This is a genomic window from Roseospira navarrensis (assembly GCF_009601025.1).
Lineage (GTDB): Bacteria > Pseudomonadota > Alphaproteobacteria > Rhodospirillales > Rhodospirillaceae > Rhodospira > Rhodospira navarrensis.
On the sequence record NZ_WIVE01000008.1, the window covers coordinates 49,233 to 65,242 of the forward strand.

The 16,010-nt window shown below is 70.7% G+C and carries 12 protein-coding genes; 6 read left to right on the forward strand and 6 right to left on the reverse strand.

Annotated features, from left to right (window positions below):
* Positions 1-34 precede the first annotated feature (34 nt).
* The 4 genes from GHC57_RS04470 to GHC57_RS04485 are packed head-to-tail and all read left to right on the forward strand — an operon-like array spanning position 35 to position 5,202.
* A complete protein-coding gene (locus tag GHC57_RS04470; protein WP_153341602.1) occupies positions 35-1,294 on the forward strand; it encodes a sarcosine oxidase subunit beta family protein in 1,260 nt (419 codons plus the stop codon).
* A 29-nt stretch (positions 1,295-1,323) separates the two neighbouring features.
* Positions 1,324-1,611: a sarcosine oxidase subunit delta gene (locus GHC57_RS04475; protein ID WP_153341604.1), complete on the forward strand. Its 288-nt coding sequence runs from the start codon at positions 1,324-1,326 to the stop codon at positions 1,609-1,611.
* Positions 1,611-4,664 (forward strand): sarcosine oxidase subunit alpha family protein, encoded by a 3,054-nt coding sequence (locus tag GHC57_RS04480; RefSeq protein WP_153341606.1) that lies wholly within the window; start codon positions 1,611-1,613, stop codon positions 4,662-4,664. Before GHC57_RS04475 ends, GHC57_RS04480 begins: the two co-directional genes overlap by 1 nt.
* On the forward strand, positions 4,657-5,202 hold the full coding sequence (locus GHC57_RS04485; protein ID WP_170294677.1) for a sarcosine oxidase subunit gamma: 546 nt from the start codon (positions 4,657-4,659) through the stop codon (positions 5,200-5,202). Before GHC57_RS04480 ends, GHC57_RS04485 begins: the two co-directional genes overlap by 8 nt.
* A 136-nt stretch (positions 5,203-5,338) precedes the next feature.
* Here the strand turns inward: GHC57_RS04485 and glcF are convergent, their stop codons facing one another.
* The 3 genes from glcF to GHC57_RS04500 are packed head-to-tail and all read right to left on the reverse strand — an operon-like array spanning position 5,339 to position 9,381.
* On the reverse strand, positions 5,339-6,619 hold the full coding sequence (gene glcF, locus GHC57_RS04490; RefSeq protein ID WP_153341610.1) for a glycolate oxidase subunit GlcF: 1,281 nt from the start codon (positions 6,617-6,619) through the stop codon (positions 5,339-5,341).
* Between the two features lie 3 nt (positions 6,620-6,622).
* Positions 6,623-7,870, reverse strand: a complete 1,248-nt coding sequence (gene glcE, locus GHC57_RS04495; protein WP_153341612.1) for a glycolate oxidase subunit GlcE — start codon at positions 7,868-7,870, stop codon at positions 6,623-6,625.
* Between the two features lie 23 nt (positions 7,871-7,893).
* On the reverse strand, positions 7,894-9,381 hold the full coding sequence (locus tag GHC57_RS04500) for an FAD-linked oxidase C-terminal domain-containing protein (protein ID WP_153341614.1): 1,488 nt from the start codon (positions 9,379-9,381) through the stop codon (positions 7,894-7,896).
* Positions 9,382-9,685: 304 nt separating this feature from the next.
* Between GHC57_RS04500 and GHC57_RS04505 the strand changes: the two genes are divergently transcribed.
* Together GHC57_RS04505 and GHC57_RS04510 are read left to right on the forward strand one after the other, a co-directional pair.
* Entirely contained in the window at positions 9,686-11,080 is a 1,395-nt protein-coding gene (locus tag GHC57_RS04505) for a class II 3-deoxy-7-phosphoheptulonate synthase (RefSeq protein ID WP_153341658.1), read from the forward strand.
* 31 nt (positions 11,081-11,111) lie between these two features.
* The gene (locus GHC57_RS04510) at positions 11,112-12,293 is read left to right on the forward strand and encodes a nicotinate phosphoribosyltransferase (RefSeq protein WP_425500641.1); all 1,182 of its coding nucleotides are present in this window, start codon (positions 11,112-11,114) and stop codon (positions 12,291-12,293) included.
* Between the two features lie 19 nt (positions 12,294-12,312).
* On the opposite strand, the gene GHC57_RS04515 is transcribed toward GHC57_RS04510, so the two are convergent.
* The 3 genes from GHC57_RS04515 to GHC57_RS04525 form a co-directional block, all read right to left on the reverse strand.
* The gene (locus tag GHC57_RS04515; protein WP_153341616.1) at positions 12,313-12,639 is read right to left on the reverse strand and encodes a hypothetical protein; all 327 of its coding nucleotides are present in this window, start codon (positions 12,637-12,639) and stop codon (positions 12,313-12,315) included.
* A gap of 166 nt (positions 12,640-12,805) precedes the next feature.
* Positions 12,806-14,980: a catalase/peroxidase HPI gene (gene katG, locus GHC57_RS04520; RefSeq protein ID WP_153341618.1), complete on the reverse strand. Its 2,175-nt coding sequence runs from the start codon at positions 14,978-14,980 to the stop codon at positions 12,806-12,808.
* Positions 14,981-15,342: 362 nt separating this feature from the next.
* Positions 15,343-15,819: a helix-turn-helix domain-containing protein gene (locus GHC57_RS04525; protein WP_153341620.1), complete on the reverse strand. Its 477-nt coding sequence runs from the start codon at positions 15,817-15,819 to the stop codon at positions 15,343-15,345.
* Between the last annotated feature and the right edge of the window lie 191 nt (positions 15,820-16,010).

A 16,010-nucleotide genomic window follows, 5' to 3' on the forward strand; every position in this document is an offset into this window, starting at 1 on the left:
CCCGTCAATGGCCCCCCGTCAGCGGACCCGACCGATGATCCGATATTCCGCCTTGTCCCTGCTGCGCCAGGGATTCGCCGGCCACGGCGGCTGGCCCCGCGCCTGGCGCGATGCCGATCCCCGCCCCGACTACGACGTCGTGATCGTCGGCGGTGGCGGCCACGGCCTCGCCACCGCCTATTACCTCGCCCGCAACCACGGCATCAAGCGCATCGCCGTGCTGGAGAAGGGGTGGCTCGGCGGCGGCAGCGTGGGGCGCAACACCACCATCGTGCGCTCCAACTACCTGCTGGACGCCAACGCGGCGTTCTACGAGCACGGCATGAAGCTGTGGACGCGCCTGTCCCGCGACCTGAACTACAACGTGATGTTCAGCCAGCGCGGCGTGCTCAATCTGGCCCACACCGACGCGCAGATGGAGGCGTTCGCCCGCCGGGGCAACGCCATGCGGCTGAACGGCATCGACGCCGAGGTGCTGGACGTGCCCGCCATCAAGCAACTGGCGCCGCTGCTGGACACCTCCGCCGAGGCCCGCTTCCCCATCGTCGGCGGTCTGATCCAGCCGCGCGCCGGAACGGCGCGGCACGACGCCGTCGCCTGGGGCTATGCCCGGGCCGCGAGCGCCCTGGGCGTGGATATCATCCAGCGGTGCGAGGTGACCGAGATCCTGCGCGACACCAAGGGCGCGATCACCGGGGTCGAGACCACGCGCGGCCGTATCCGGGCGGAGAAGATCGGCCTGTGCGTGGCCGGCCAGACCTCGCGGCTGGCCGCCATGGTGGACCTGCCCCTGCCGCTGGAAACGCACCTGCTGCAGGCGATGGTGACCGAGCCGGTCAAGCCGTGCCTGGATACCGTGGTCACCTCGGGCGCGGCGCACTGCTACATCAGCCAGACCGACAAGGGCGAACTGGTCTTCGGCGGCGATCTGGACGGCTACCCCAGCTATGCCCAGCGCGGCGAGACCCCGCTGGTCGAGCACGTCTGCGCCGCCGCCGTCTCGCTGTTCCCCGCGTTCTCGCGGCTGCGCCTGATGCGCACCTGGGGCGGGGTCATGGACATGTCCATGGACGGCAGCCCGATCATCGACCGCACGCCGGTGCCGGGGCTCTATCTGAACGCGGGCTGGTGCTACGGCGGCTTCAAGGCCACCCCGGCCGCCGGCTGGTGCCTGGCGCACACCATCGCCCACGACGCCCCCCACGATCTGGTGAAGCCGTTCGCCCTGGACCGCTTCGCGCGCGGGGCGACCCTGGACGAGAAGGGCGCCGGTCCCACCCCGGCCCTGCACTGACGACGGCGCACGCTGAGGACTTCCGACCGATGATGCTCATTCCCTGCCCCTGGTGCGGCCCCCGCCCCCGCGTGGACTTCAGCTATGGCGGTCCGGACCCCGCCGACCATCCCCGGCCCGCCGACGACGCGCCGCTGGAGGCGTGGACGCGATACGTCTACGAGCGCGACACCCCGAAAGGCTCCGCCCGCGAGCTGTGGCGTCATGCCGCCGGGTGTCGCCAATGGTTCGTCGTGGAGCGGGACACCGTCACCCACGAGGTGGCCGGCAGCCATCCGCTGCCCGGCGCGCCCCGGCCCGTCGGGGAGGACTTGTGATGAGCGCCCCCGGTCCCGCCCGACAGCCGCACCGCCTGGGCTCCGGCGGTCACATCGACCGCAGCCGGACGCTCTCCTTCCGCTTCGACGGCTGCAGCCTGACCGGCCATCCCGGCGACACCCTGGCCTCGGCCCTGCTGGCGAACGGGGTGCGGCTGGTGGCGCGCTCGTTCAAATACCACCGGCCGCGCGGCATCCAGGGCGAGGGGGCCGAGGACCCCTCGGGGCTGGTGGCCCTGGGGCGGGGGGACCGGCACGAGCCCAACACGCGCGCGACCCTGACCACCCTGACGGACGGGCTGGTGGCGCGCTCGCAGAACCGCTGGCCGTCGCTGCGCTGGGACGCGGCGGCGCTGACCGCCGTCGCCTCGGCCTTCATGCCGGCCGGGTTCTACTACAAGACCTTCATCACCCCGCCGCAGGTCTGGCCGCTGGCGGGACCGATCCTGCGCCGCATGGCCGGGATGGGCCGCAGCCCGACGGCGCCTGATCCGGACCGCTACGAGCACCGGACGGCGCATTGCGACGTGCTCGTGGTCGGGGCCGGTCCGGCCGGGTTGATGGCGGCCCAGGCGGCGGCCCGCTGCGGGGCGCGGGTGATCCTGGCCGACGAGCGGGCCTGGATGGGCGGCTGCCTGCTGAAGGAGAAGACCCGCCTGGACGGGCGGCCCGGGACGGCCTGGGTGGCCGATGCCCTGGAGGAACTGGCCAGCCGCGACGACCGCGTGACCCTGTTGCCCGCGACCACGGTGACGGGCCAGCACGACCACGGCTTCTGGCTGGCGGCGGACCGGATCTACGACCGGCCCGATGCTCCGGCGGCGGGCGAGGGGCCGCGCCAGCGCCTGTGGCACATCCGCGCGACCCAGACCGTGCTGGCGACCGGGGCCATCGAACGCCCGCTGGTGTTCGCCGGCAATGACCGCGCGGGCGTGATGCTGGCCGGGGCCGCCCGCGCCTTCGTCAATCAGTATGGCGTGACGCCCGGTCGGCGGGCTGTGGTGTTCACCAGCCACGACGAGGGCTACCGCACCGTCTTCGACCTGCGCGGCGCGGGCATCGAGGTCGTGGCCGTGGTCGATCCGCGCCCGGAGGTCCGGGGTCCGCTGCCCGACCGTGCCCGTGCGGTGGGGGTGCGCGTCCTGGACGGCCACGTCATCGGGGACACCCGGGGTCACCCGACGCGGGGGCTGGAGGGGGTCGCCCTCCATCGCTACCACGACGGCGGCATGGTGCCGGTGGGCGAGTGGATCGAGGCCGACCTGCTCGCCATGTCCGGCGGCTGGAGCCCGACCCTGCACCTGCACGCCCAGACCGGCGCGCGCCCGGTGTGGGATGATGATCTGCTCGCCTTCCGCCCCGATCCCTGGCGCATGCCGCCCTGGATGGCCGGCGGCTGTGCGGGCACGCGCGGGCTCGACGCCGTGTTGCGCCAGGGCCTGGAGGCCGGCCGGAACGCCGTGGAGGCCGCCGGCCTGCGCCTGACCGGCGCGCCGCCGCCGGTGCCCGCCATCGACCGGGACGAGCCCAGCGAGGTGGGGGAGGGTACGCCCCAGGCGCCGCTGTGGGCCGTGCCCAAGCCCGCCATGGCGGGCGGCAAGCGCTTCGTGGATATCCAGGACGACGTGACGGCGGAGGATATCGCGCTCGCCCATCAGGAGGGCTTCGCCACCGTCGAGCATCTGAAGCGCTACACCGCGCTCGGCATGGGCACGGACCAGGGCAAGACCAGCAACGTCAACGGGCTGGCCCTGCTGGCCGAGGCCCGGGGCGAGCCGATCCCGATGGTCGGCACCACCACCTTCCGGGTGCCCTATACGCCCATCACCATGGGGGCGCTGGCCGGCGAGTCCGTCGGGCCCCGGTTCGCGCCGGTGCGGCGCTCTCCGATGCACGAGGCCCAGGCGGAGGCCGGCGCGGTGTTCCAGACCGTCGGCCCGTGGCTGCGGCCCCGCTACTTCCCCCGCGACGGGGAGACCCTGGCCGAGGCGGTGCGCCGCGAGGTGCTGGCGACCCGCGCGAACGTGGGCATGGTTGACGTGTCGTTCCTGGGCAAGATCGACATCCAGGGGCCGGACGCCGCCGAATTCCTGAACCGCGTCTACATCAACGGCTGGAAGAGCCTGCCCGTGGGCCGGGTGCGCTACGGGCTGATGCTGCGCGAGGACGGCATGGCGCTGGATGACGGCACCTGCGCGCGACTCGCCGAAGACCACGTCGCCATGACCACGACCACCGCCAACGCCGGCCGGGTCATGGCGCATCTGGAGCATGCCCTTCAGGTCCATTGGCCGGACCTGGACGTGCGGCTGGTCTCGACCACCGATGCCTGGGCCGCCGTCGCCATCGCCGGGCCGAAGAGCCGGCAGCTTCTGGATCTGGTCACCGACCTGGATGTGTCCAACGAGGCCCTGCCGTTCATGGGTCTGACCGTGGGGCCGGTCTGCGGGCTGCCGGCGCGGGTGTTCCGCATCAGTTTCTCGGGCGAACTGGCCTACGAGATCAACGTGCCCGCCGGATATGGCGATGCCCTGTGGCGTCGCCTGACCCAGGCGGGCGCGGCTCTGGGCCTGGTGCCCTACGGCTCCGAGGCGCTGGGGGTGATGCGCATCGAGAAGGGCCACGTGGCGGGCGCGGAACTGGACGGCCGCACGACGCCCCATGACCTGGGGCTCGGCCGCATGGTCTCCACCAAGAAGAGCTTCATCGGCAAGCGCCTGCTGCAGCGCCCGGCGTTGCAGGATCCGGACCGGCCGGCGCTGGTCGGACTGGTGCCGGAGGACGGCCGCACGGCCATCCCGGCGGGCAGCCAGCTCATCGCCACCGAGCATGCGGCGGAGGCGGTGCCGATCCCCATGCTGGGCCATGTGTCCTCGGCCTGTTCGGGGCCGAGCGTGGGGCATCCGGTGGCGCTCGGGTTCCTCAAGGGCGGGCTGGCCCGGTGGGAGGGCCAGACCGTCGTCGCGGCCTACCCGCTGAAGGGCACGCAGGTCCGCGCCCGCGTCGTGCCGCCCCACTTCCATGATCCGGACGGGAGCCGCCAGAATGCCTGAGCCCGCCGCCGCCCTGCTGTACGACTGCCCGTTGCCGCGCTCGCCGCTGGCCGGGATCGCCATGCCGGCGACGCTGCCGGACGCCACCTTGACCGAGCGCACCGGCCTCACCCTGCTGCATGTGGATGCCGGCCGGGGGCCGATGCCGGAGCGGATCGCCAGTCTGGCCCTGCCCACGGTGCCCGACACCTCGGACATGCCCGACTGCGAGGACGGCCCCGCCGCCCTGTGGATCGGGCCGGGCCGCTGGATGCTGGTGTTCCCGAAAGGGGTGCAGCCGATCCAGGCCCCGGGGCTGACCGTGGTGGACCTGTCTCACGCCCGCTGCGTGCTGCGGCTGGCCGGGCCGGGGACCTGGGGCGTGCTCGCCCGGGGCTGCCTGCTGGACCTGACGCGCGAGACCTTCGACGCCGGCCGCTGCGCCCAGACCCAGATGCACGGCATCCCGGTGCTGCTGCACGCGGTGGACTTCGACACCGTCGATGTCCACGTGCCCCGCAGCTATGCCCTCGACCTGTGGGAGCGGCTGGCGGGCTGATCCGGCCTGAAGTCGCCCCGTTCTCGGCGGATTGGGACCGCTGACGCGGCCCCGAATCCGCCCTGCGCGGCCGATCGTTCTCCGTAGGGCGGGTTCGCGCCGCAGGCGCAACCCGCCGTATGCGGGACCTTCCGCCCTACGGCTTCAACGCCGGGGGGCGCGGGCCGCCGGTGGCCCAGTCGAGCAGTTGCACCGTGTGCACCAGTGGCAGGTTGGCTTCCGCCGCTAGGTGATTGAGGCAGCCGATGTTGCCCGACGCGATCACGTCCGCCTTCAGCGCGTGCAGGGTCTCCACCTTGCGTGTCCGCAACTGGCGCGCCAGCTCCGGTTGGGTGATGGAGTACGTCCCGGCCGAGCCGCAGCACAGGTGCGCATCGCGCGGCAGCACCACCCGATAGCCGGCGGCTTCCAGCAGGTCCTTGGGCTGGGTCTTGATCTGTTGGCCGTGCTGCAGCGAGCAGGCGGCATGGTAGGCCACGATCCGCGCGTGTGGGGTGGTCGGCTCCATCAGGCCCAACGCGGCCAGAATCTCCGAGACGTCCACGGCCTTGTCCGCGATGGCGCGGGCGTCCTCGGCCCACTCCGGCTCGTCGGCCAGAAGGTGGCCGTAGTCCTTCACCGTGGTGCCGCAGCCCGACACGTTGACCACGACGCGGTCCACGCCGGCCGCCGTCCATGCCCGCACATTGGCGCGGGCCATCGCCTTCGCGGGCTCCTCCTCGCCCATGTGCTGCACGGCGGCGCCGCAACAGCCCTGGCCCTCGGCAATGACGATCTCGCAGCCGTGGCGGGTGAGCAGACGCACCGTGGCGGCGTCGATCTCCGGGTCCAGCGCCGGCTGCACGCAGTTGCGCATGAGCGCGATCCGCATCCGCGTCTGTCCCTGGGCCGGGATCACCTGGGCCCTGTCGATGGATGAGCGCAGCGCCGGCCGTCGTCGCGCCATGCCCGCCATGGCGCCCAGCCGTCCCGGGATGAAGCGCGCCACCGGGCGCGCCAGCCAGCCGCCCAGCATGGCCCAGCGGAAGCGGTTGGTGTGCGGGATCACGGTCCCCAGAATGCGCCGCACCAGCCGATCCATGGGTGGGCGCTTGTAGGTCTTTTCGATATGCACCCGGCCCTGTTCGACCAGGTGCATGTAGTCCACACCGGACGGACAGGTGGTCATACACGACAGGCAGGTCAGGCAGCGGTCGATATGCTTGACCACCTTGGGGCTGGCCGGCTTGTCGTTCTCCAGCATGTCCTTGAGCAGGTAGATGCGGCCGCGCGGGCTGTCCAGCTCGTCGCCGAGCAGCACATAGGTGGGACAGGTCGCGGTGCAGAACCCGCAGTGCACGCAGGTGCGCAGGATGTCGTTGGCCTGTCGGACGAGGCGGTCGGCTTCAAGGCGCTCGGGGGAGAAGTTGGTCTGCATGGCTCAGCGGCCCTCCCCCATGCGGCCGGGACTGAGGATCCCGGCGGGGTCGAAGCTCTCCTTCACGCGGCGGGTCAGCGCCGCCAGCGCCGGCGGCTGCGGGTGGAACACGGCCACATGGGCGCGCACGTCCCGGTCCGCCCGGATCAGGGTGGCGTGCCCGCCGCCGTGATGGTCCACGGCCCGGCGGACGGCGGCGGCGTGGGCGTGCGGGGTCGGGGCCACCGCCAGCCAGACCAGCCCGCCGGCCCAGTCGTACTGCCACGCCAGCAGGGCGCCCGGCGCGTTGTGCTCCAGGGCGCGGACCACCGCCGCGCCGGTCATGGGGGGCACCGACAGGCGCCAGATCTGGGCCTCGGGCGGCTCCGCGACCAGCCGGGCGTCGCGCACCTCGCGCCAGAGCGCCGCGCTGTTCGCGCTGTGCAGCTCCTCGGTCGGCCCCCAACCGCCGAGTTCGTTGCGCAGGGCCTCGCAGCGCCACGCGACGGAGGGGGCCGGCCCCTCCACCCGCAGCGCCACCACCGCGCGGCCGGGATCGCGCACCAGCGCCACGCCGGAGCGCGCGGCCACCGGCTCCGGCAGGAATGCCGCGCCCGACACCTCGTGCGGCGAGCGCATGGCGTGGGACATGACCTCCATCGCGGCTTGTTCGCCGGTGCCCAATACGAGGATGGTGCGGGTCTTTTCCGGTCTCGGGACCACCTTCACCGACAGCTCGGTCAGGGCCATCAGGGTGCCGAATGCGCCCGTCATCAGCTTGGACAGGTCGAAGCCGGTGACGTTCTTGACCACCCGGCCGCCGGACTTGATGGCCTCGGCCCGCCCGGTCACGCCGTGAATGCCCAGCACGTGATCGCGGGCGGCTCCGGCGGACAGCCGGCGCGGCCCGGCCAGATTGCACGAGACCAGCCCGCCCAGGGTGCCGCCGGGATCGTCCGGACCGTCGGGCCGCCCCAGCAGGGGGCGCAGGTCCGGCGGCTCGAAGGCGAGCATTTGGCCGGCCTCGTCCAACTGCGCCTGGATGGTGGCCACGGGGGTGCCGGCGCGCGCGGTCAGGACCAGTTCGTTGGGGGCATAGTCGATGATGCCCGACAGGCCGCTCAGGTCGAGCGCGTGGCTGGTGTTGGTGGGCCGGCCCAGGGCGGCCTTGGTGGCATGGCCGCGCAGATCCAGCGGCGTCTTTTCGGACACGGCCCAGGTCATCAGGTCCAGGACCTGTTGGGCGGTGTCGGGGCGGTACGATTGGGTCATGGGGTGCGGGGTCCGGTTGGCGGTCAGAAGCGCGGGATATCGGGGAACGGCACAGTGCCGCCCGAGATGTGCATCCGCCCCAGCTCGGCGCAGCGGTGCAGGGTTGGGAACACCTTACCCGGGTTGAGGAACTGCCCGGGGTCGAAGGCGCACTTCATCCGCTGCTGCTGGGCGAGGTCGATCTCGCTGAACATCTCGCCCATCAGGTCGCGTTTCTCGACGCCCACGCCGTGCTCGCCGGTGAGCACGCCGCCGACCTCGACGCACAGGCGCAGGATGTCGGCGCCGAAGCGCTCGGCCCGCTCCAGTTCGTCCGGCGTGTTGGCGTCGAACAGGATCAGGGGGTGCAGGTTGCCGTCCCCGGCGTGGAACACGTTGGCCACGCGCAGACCGTACTGCCGGGACATCTCCGTCATGCGGTGCAGCACGGTGGGCAGGGCATGACGCGGAATGGTGCCGTCCATGCAGTAGTAGTCCGGCGAGATGCGGCCCACGGCCGGGAAGGCGGCCTTGCGCCCGGCCCAGAACAGGGCGCGTTCCTCGTCGCTGGCGGACACGCGCAGGGTCTGCACGCGGTTCCGCTTCGCGATGGCCTCGACCCGCTCGATCAGATGGGCGACCTCGGCGTCCGGTCCGTCCAGCTCGCAGATCAGCAGGGCCTCGACATCGAGCGGATAGTCGGCGTGCACGAAGTCTTCGGCGGCGTGGATGGCCGGCTTGTCCATCATCTCCAGGCCCGCCGGGATGATGCCCTCGGCGATGATGGCGGCCACGGTGTCGCCGGCCGACTCGCTGTCCGGGAAGCCCATCAGGACGGCCCGGGCGGTCTCCGGCGCGCGCAGGATGCGCACCGTGACTTCGGTGATGACGCCGAGCAGACCCTCCGAGCCGGTCACGACGCCCATCAGGTCGTAGTCGCCGGCGTCGAGATGTTTGCCGCCCAGGCGGATGACCTCGCCGGTCATCAGCACCAGTTCCACGCCCAGCAGATTGTTGGTGGTCAGGCCGTATTTCAGGCAGTGCACGCCGCCCGCGTTCTCCGCCACGTTGCCGCCGATGGAACAGGCGATCTGGCTGGAGGGGTCGGGGGCGTAATAGAAGCCCTGGTCCTGCACCGCGTGGGTTACGGCCAGGTTGGTCACACCCGGCTGGGCGACCACGCAGCGGTTTTCCAGGTCGATGTCCAGGATCCGGTTGAACTTGCCCAGGCCCAGGGTGACCGCGTCCGCCAGCGGCAGGGCGCCGCCGGACAGCGAGGTGCCGGCCCCCCGGGGCACGATCCTGACGCCGTTCTCGTGGCAATAGCGCAGGACCTTCGAGACCTGCTCGGTCGTGGACGGCAGCACCACGATCAAGGGCGGCTGCCGGTAGGCCGACAGGCCGTCGCATTCGTAGGCGCGCAGTTGGTCCTCGTCCACGATCACGCCTTCGCCGGGGACGATGCGCTTCAGGTCCCGGGCGATGCGGGCGCGGCGGGCGATGGTGTTGGCGTCGGGGTCGGGCATGCGCATGATCGGGCATCCTTCCAGTCCGGGGCGCGGTCTCGGCGTCCGGCGTCCCGGCGGGTTCGGCTCAGTCTAGGCGGGAAACGCCCCGTCCGTCAGCCCCTGCGATGTACGCCGTCGGCGGCGGCCCGGCAACGCGGGCGCGGGGGCTTTTCCGTCTGCCGGAAAGCCACATCCGGATCGTTCCGCACGGAAAGGCGTCATTCGGCCTTTCATCGGGGCACCCGGGCCTTTATATGAGGCTCCTTCGGGCTAGGTCTGTCGGACCGGCGCCCGCGATCGCCTCTGGAGACCGATGGAAGGCAAGACGATGGCCCGCGAGTGGACACCCCGAAGCTGGCGCGACAGACCGATCGAGCAGGTGCCGACCTATCCGGACCCGTCCCGCGTGCAGGCGGTGGAGTCCGAACTGGGCGTGCTGCCGCCCTTGGTGTTCGCCGGCGAGGCCCGCCGCCTGCGGGCGTCGCTCGCCCAGGTGGCGCAGGGCAAGGCGTTCCTGCTGCAGGGCGGCGACTGCGCCGAGAGCTTCGCCGAGTTCAACGCCAACACCATCCGCGACACCTTCCGCGTGATCCTGCAGATGGCCGTGGTGCTGACCTACGGCGCCGCCTGCCCGGTGGTGAAGGTGGGGCGCATGGCCGGCCAGTTCGCCAAGCCGCGCTCGACCCCGATGGAGGCCGTGGACGGCGTCGAACTGCCGTCCTACCGGGGCGACATGGTCAACGGCATGGAGTTCGATCCGGCCGTGCGCACGCCGGACCCGGACCGGCTGCTGCGCGTCTACCACCAGTCGGCGGCGACCCTGAACCTGCTGCGGGCGTTCTCCCAGGGCGGGTATGCCGACCTGTTCCAGATGCACCGCTGGACGCTGGACTTCGTCAAGGGCAGCCCCCAGGCCGACCGCTACGAAGACATGGCGAACCGCATCACCGAGGCGCTGGGCTTCATGGAGGCCTGCGGCATCACCGGCGAGTCGGTCGCCCAACTGCGCGAGACGGACTTCTACACCTCGCACGAGGCGCTGCTGCTGAACTATGAAGAGGCGCTGACCCGCGAGGACTCCACCCGACCGGGCGAGTTCTACTCGACCACCGCGCACATGCTGTGGGTGGGCGACCGCACCCGCCAGCCGGACGGCGCGCATGTGGAATACCTGCGCGGCATCCGCAATCCCATCGGGCTGAAGGCCGGGCCGTCCATGAGCCCGGATTCCTTGCTTCGCCTGATCGAGGCCCTGGATCCGAACAACGATCCGGGCCGCCTGACGGTGATCGCGCGCATGGGCGCCGACATGGTGGAGGAGCATCTGCCCGCCCTGGTGCGCGCCACCAAGCGCGAGGGCCGCAACGTGGTCTGGGCCTGCGACCCCATGCACGGCAACACGGTGAAGGCGTCCAGCGGGTTCAAGACGCGCTCCTTCGACCGCATCCTGGCCGAGGTGCGCGGCTTCTTCGCCGTCCATCAGGCCGAGGGCACCCATGCCGGCGGTGTCCACTTCGAGATGACCGGGCGCGACGTGACCGAGTGCATCGGCGGCGCGCAGGCCATCACGGAGGCGCGCCTCGGCGACCGCTACCACACACACTGCGACCCGCGCCTGAACGCGCATCAGGCGCTGGAACTGGCCTTCCTGATCGCCGAGGGCCTGAAGCAGGAACGCGAGCTGGGCAAGCTGGCCGCGCCCGGCTTGGCCGCCGTGAGTTGACGCGGCGGCGTCTGCCGCGAAGAGGGGCGTAATGGACACCATTCCCACCGATTCGGCTGACAGCCTCGGATCCACCTGGCCACAGGCGCACATGGTTCCGGCGTGGACCGATGTGTATTTCGTGCGCACACGCGAGATCGTGCGCCGCTTCGGCGACTGCCGGGCGACCTATGCGGTGTTCATGCGCCGTCCGGTGGTGTACGCGCCGCGTCTGGCGCTGACCTGGCTGCGGGCCATGGCCAAGGCGCGCGGGTTCGAGGTCGAGGTCGATGAACAGTTCCGCGAAAGCCAGTGGGTCGGCGCCGGCGAGCCGATGATGTACCTGACCGGCTCCATGGCCGGGCTGGTGGACCTGGAGACCCTGTTCCTGCAGAAGCTGGGCGCCTGCGGAGTCGCGGCGTACAACGCCTTCACCATGAGCGCGGAACTGCCCGACGTGGCCTTCCTGGCCATGGACGCCCGCCACTGTGCAGGCACGGAGATGGCCGAACTGATGGCCTATGCCGCCTCGGTCGGCTCCAGCCGGGCCCGACGCAAGGCCAAGGCGAAGGGCTTCATCGGCAACGCCACCGATGCGACGGCGCACTTCTTCGACCAGCGGGCGGGTCTGGGCACCATGCCGCACGGCCTGATCGGCTATGCGGGCTCGACGGTCCGCGCCGCCGAGATGTTCCATGAGACCTTCCCGGATGTGCCCCTGACCGTGCTGGTGGACTACTTCGGCCAGGAGATCACGGACGCGCTGGCCGTGTGCCGCCGGTTCCCCGAGCTGGCCGCCCAGGGCCGCCTGAGCATCCGTCTGGACACCCACGGGGGTCGCTTCGTGGAGACCATGGACACCCAGAAGTCCTACGAGGTGCTGGACCGCCACTGCCCGGACGCCATCCGCGGCTATCGGTCGGAAACGGAGCTGCGGTACCTGATCGGCACGGGCGTGTCCGCCGCCGCCATCTGGCACGTGCGCGAGAGCCTGGACCAGGCCGGCTTCCCCAATACGCGAATCGTGGCGTCGTCGGGCTTCGGCCCGGCCAAGTGCCGGGTGATGGGCTATGCCCGGGCGCCGATCGACGTGATCGGCACCGGCAGCTATCTGCCCGAGAACTGGAACGAGACCTACGCCACGGCGGACATCATCGGCTATGACGGGCAACCGCGCGTGAAGATCGGCCGCGAGTTCCTGTTGCGCCGCGCGGAGGAGACCGGCGCGGGGTGATCGCCGGCGGTTCTGGAGATCAGCGCGGCGAAGCCCCGTCGTCGGACGCCTCCAGGTGCCGCAGATGCCGGTTCATCAGGACGATGGCCGGGCCGAGCCCAACGAAGAACACGCCCTGAGTCGCCCAGATCACCCAAGTGGGCAGTGTGCCGGTGAGGCTCAGGGCGATCAGGGTGCCCAACAGCGCCATGATCGCCCACAGTCCCACGGTGGCGCGGACCATGAAGCGGCGCACGCCTCCGGGACGGGCATTGCGAATGGATGCCCAGCTTCCGATCGCGCCCCCCAGCACACCGATCACCGCGCCGGCGATGCCGCCGACCAATCCCCATTCCGCACCGGTCAAGGCTGCCTCCTGCCGTCCACCGCTCGGGGCGAGCCGCCGCCGGGCTGGAACTGGTACGATAGCACGCACCGGCAAACCGCGAGGGGCCTGAAAAAAACGGCACCGGGCGCGGAGCCCGGTGCCGTGATGCCTGCGGCAGGTGCGTGAGAGTCACGCGCCGATCGGCTTACGCCAGATCAAACCGGTCGGCGTTCATGACCTTGGTCCAGGCGGCCACGAAGTCGCGCACGACCTTCTCCTGGTTGTCGTCCTGGGCATAGACCTCGGCATAGGCCCGCAGGATCGCGTTGGAGCCGAACACCAGATCCACCCGGGTCGCCGTCCACTTGACCGCGCCGGTCTTGCGGTCCCGGATCTCGTACGTGTTTTTGCCGGTGGGCACCCAGGTGTAGGCCATATCCGTCAGGGTGACGAAGAAGTCCGGAGTCAGCGCCCCTTCGCGGTCGGTGAAGACCCCGTGCTTGGTGCCGCCGTGGTTGGCGCCCAGCACGCGCAGGCCGCCCAGCAGAACCGTCATCTCCGCCGCCGTCAGGCCCATGAGCTGGGCGCGGTCGAGCAGCAGTTCCTCGGCCCGGACCGTGTAGTCGGCCTTCAGCCAGTTGCGGAAGCCGTCGTGGATGGGCTCCAGCGGCGCGAACGAGTCGGCGTCGGTCATCTCGTCCGTGGCGTCGCCGCGTCCGGGCGCGAACGGCACGGTGATCTCGACCCCGGCCGCCCTGGCCGCCTGCTCGATCCCGACGGAGCCCGCCAGCACGATGACATCCGCCACGCTGGCGCCGGTTTCGGCCGCGATGGGCTCAAGGACGCCCAAGACCTTCCCGAGGCGTTCGGGCTCGTTGCCCGCCCAGTCCTTCTGCGGGGCGAGGCGGATGCGGGCCCCGTTGGCGCCGCCGCGCAGGTCGGAGGCCCGGAAGGTGCGCGCGCTGTCCCAGGCGGTGGCGACCATCTCGCCCACCGACAGGCCGCTGGCCGAGATGCGGGCCTTGACCGCGTCCACGTCATAGCCGGTGGCGCCCTTGGGGACCGGATCCTGCCAGATCAGGTCTTCCGCCGGCACGTCCGGACCGACGTAGCGAGCCTTCGGCCCCATGTCGCGGTGGGTCAGCTTGAACCAGGCGCGGGCGAAGGTGTCGGCGAACAGGGCCGGATCCTTGTGGAACCGCTCGGCGATGGCGCGATAGGCCGGGTCCATCTTCATCGCCATGTCGGCATCGGTCATGATGGGGTTGTGGCGGATCGACGGATCCTCCACGTCCACCGGCCGGTCCTCCTCGGCGATGTCGATGGGCTCCCACTGCCAGGCGCCGGCCGGGCTCTTGCGCAGTTCCCATTCGTACTTGAACAGCAGGTCGAAATAGCCGCTGTCCCACTGCGTCGGGTGCGTGGTCCAGGCGCCCTCGATGCCGCTGGTGACGGTGTCGCGGCCGCAGCCCTTGCCGGTCGGGTTGGCCCAGCCCATGCCCTGGGCCTCGACGTCGGCGGCTTCGGGTTCGGGGCCGAGCTTGGACGCATCGCCGTTGCCGTGGCACTTGCCGACGGTGTGGCCGCCGGCGGTCAGGGCCACGGTCTCCTCGTCGTTCATGGCCATGCGGGCGAAGGTCTCGCGCACCTGTCCGGCGGTCTTCAGCGGGTCCGGGGTGCCGTTCACGCCCTCCGGGTTCACATAGATCAGGCCCATCTGCACGGCGGCGAGCGGGTTGTCCATGGTGTCCGGCTGGTCAACGCTGTCGTAACGGCTGTCGCTGGGGGCCAGCCACTCCTTCTCGGCGCCCCAGTAGATGTCTTTCTCCGGGTGCCAGATGTCCTCGCGGCCGAAGGCGAAGCCGAACGTCTTCAGACCCATGGATTCGTAGGCGATAGTGCCGGCCAGGATGATGAGATCGGCCCAACTGACCGCGTTGCCGTATTTCTTCTTGATCGGCCACAGCAGGCGTCGCGCCTTGTCCAGGCTGACGTTGTCCGGCCACGAGTTGAGCGGCGCGAAACGTTGGTTGCCGGTGCCGCCGCCGCCGCGACCGTCGGCGATGCGGTAGGACCCGGCGGCATGCCACGCCATGCGGATCATCAGGCCGCCGTAATGGCCCCAGTCGGCCGGCCACCACTCCTGGCTGTCGGTCATCAGGGCGCGCACATCGGCCTTCAGGGCCTCGACGTCCAGCGTCTTGAGGGCCTCCCGATAGTCGAAGTCCGGGTCCATCGGGTTCGTCTTGGTGTCGTGCTGGTGCAGGATGTCCAGATTGAGGGCGTTCGGCCACCAGTCCATGTTGGAGGCGCCGCTGGCCGTCATGCCGCCGTGCATCACCGGGCAGGTGCCGCGCGGCGTGGGGGTGTCTCCATCCATGATATGCTCCCTTTGAGTTCGGATCGGGTGTCTCTGACCCGGACAGTAGAGGCGCTTACAACCAATTTGTCCAATTAATCGTAATTGATGGAATGAGCGGAAATACCGATTGAATGGCCCGCGACTGCCCCTCGCACCAGGGCCGGTGCGGTTCGGCGGGTGAACCCGCTCACCCGTTGCTGGCATTCGTGCATGGGGGCCGGACACGGGCGCTCGGCTGCGCTGGCCGGCGGCAGCGGCGCCAGGATCTCCGGCATTTCCCCGGTCAGGGTGACGTTGCGCAGCGCCGGGGCGCGCGCAAGTGGTCCCGGCCAGGCGTCACCTGGCCGGGTCGTGGTCCCCTCCGCCGCCGACGGCGGCGATCAGGCCTCGGGTTCGGGGGTTCCGAGCGTCTTGGTCAACTCGAACACGCGCCGTCGGACGGTGGGGCTGGCGATCCGGTAGTACGAGCGCACCAGTTCAAGGGTTTCCCGGCGGGTCATGGGATCGGCGGGCCGGCCCGGGTGTTCCGGTTCCACCGTGGTGGCCGTGAGGTTGCGGGGGCTGAGGGACGAGGTGTCGTCGTCCATGTCCTCAAAAAAGTACCCCATCGGCACGTCGAGCACCCGGCTCAGGTCCCACAGCCGGCTGGCGCCGATGCGGTTGGCGCCCCTCTCGTACTTCTGGACCTGCTGGAAGGTCAGGCCGATGGCCTCCCCCAGCCGCTCCTGGCTCATCCCGAGCAGGGTCCGCCGCAGACGCACGCGTGCTCCCACATGCACGTCCACTGGATTGGGCTTGCCCGAAGGAGTCCGTCCCCGCCTGGACCGCCTCGGTTCGCCCCGGTCATCGTCCGCCATGTATTTCGCCCATCCAAGAAGGGAAGTGCAGCACCGGGCGCCTCCCTGGAGCCTCCGCTTGCGCCATGGAGGGCAAATCAACTCAGTATACTGCACGTATTAGGAAGGAAGCCAGAATATGCAGCAATCGAAGACTGGTCAATACAAAACCTGCACTTTTACCTAAGTGGCTCGTTCGCATCGGGATTCAT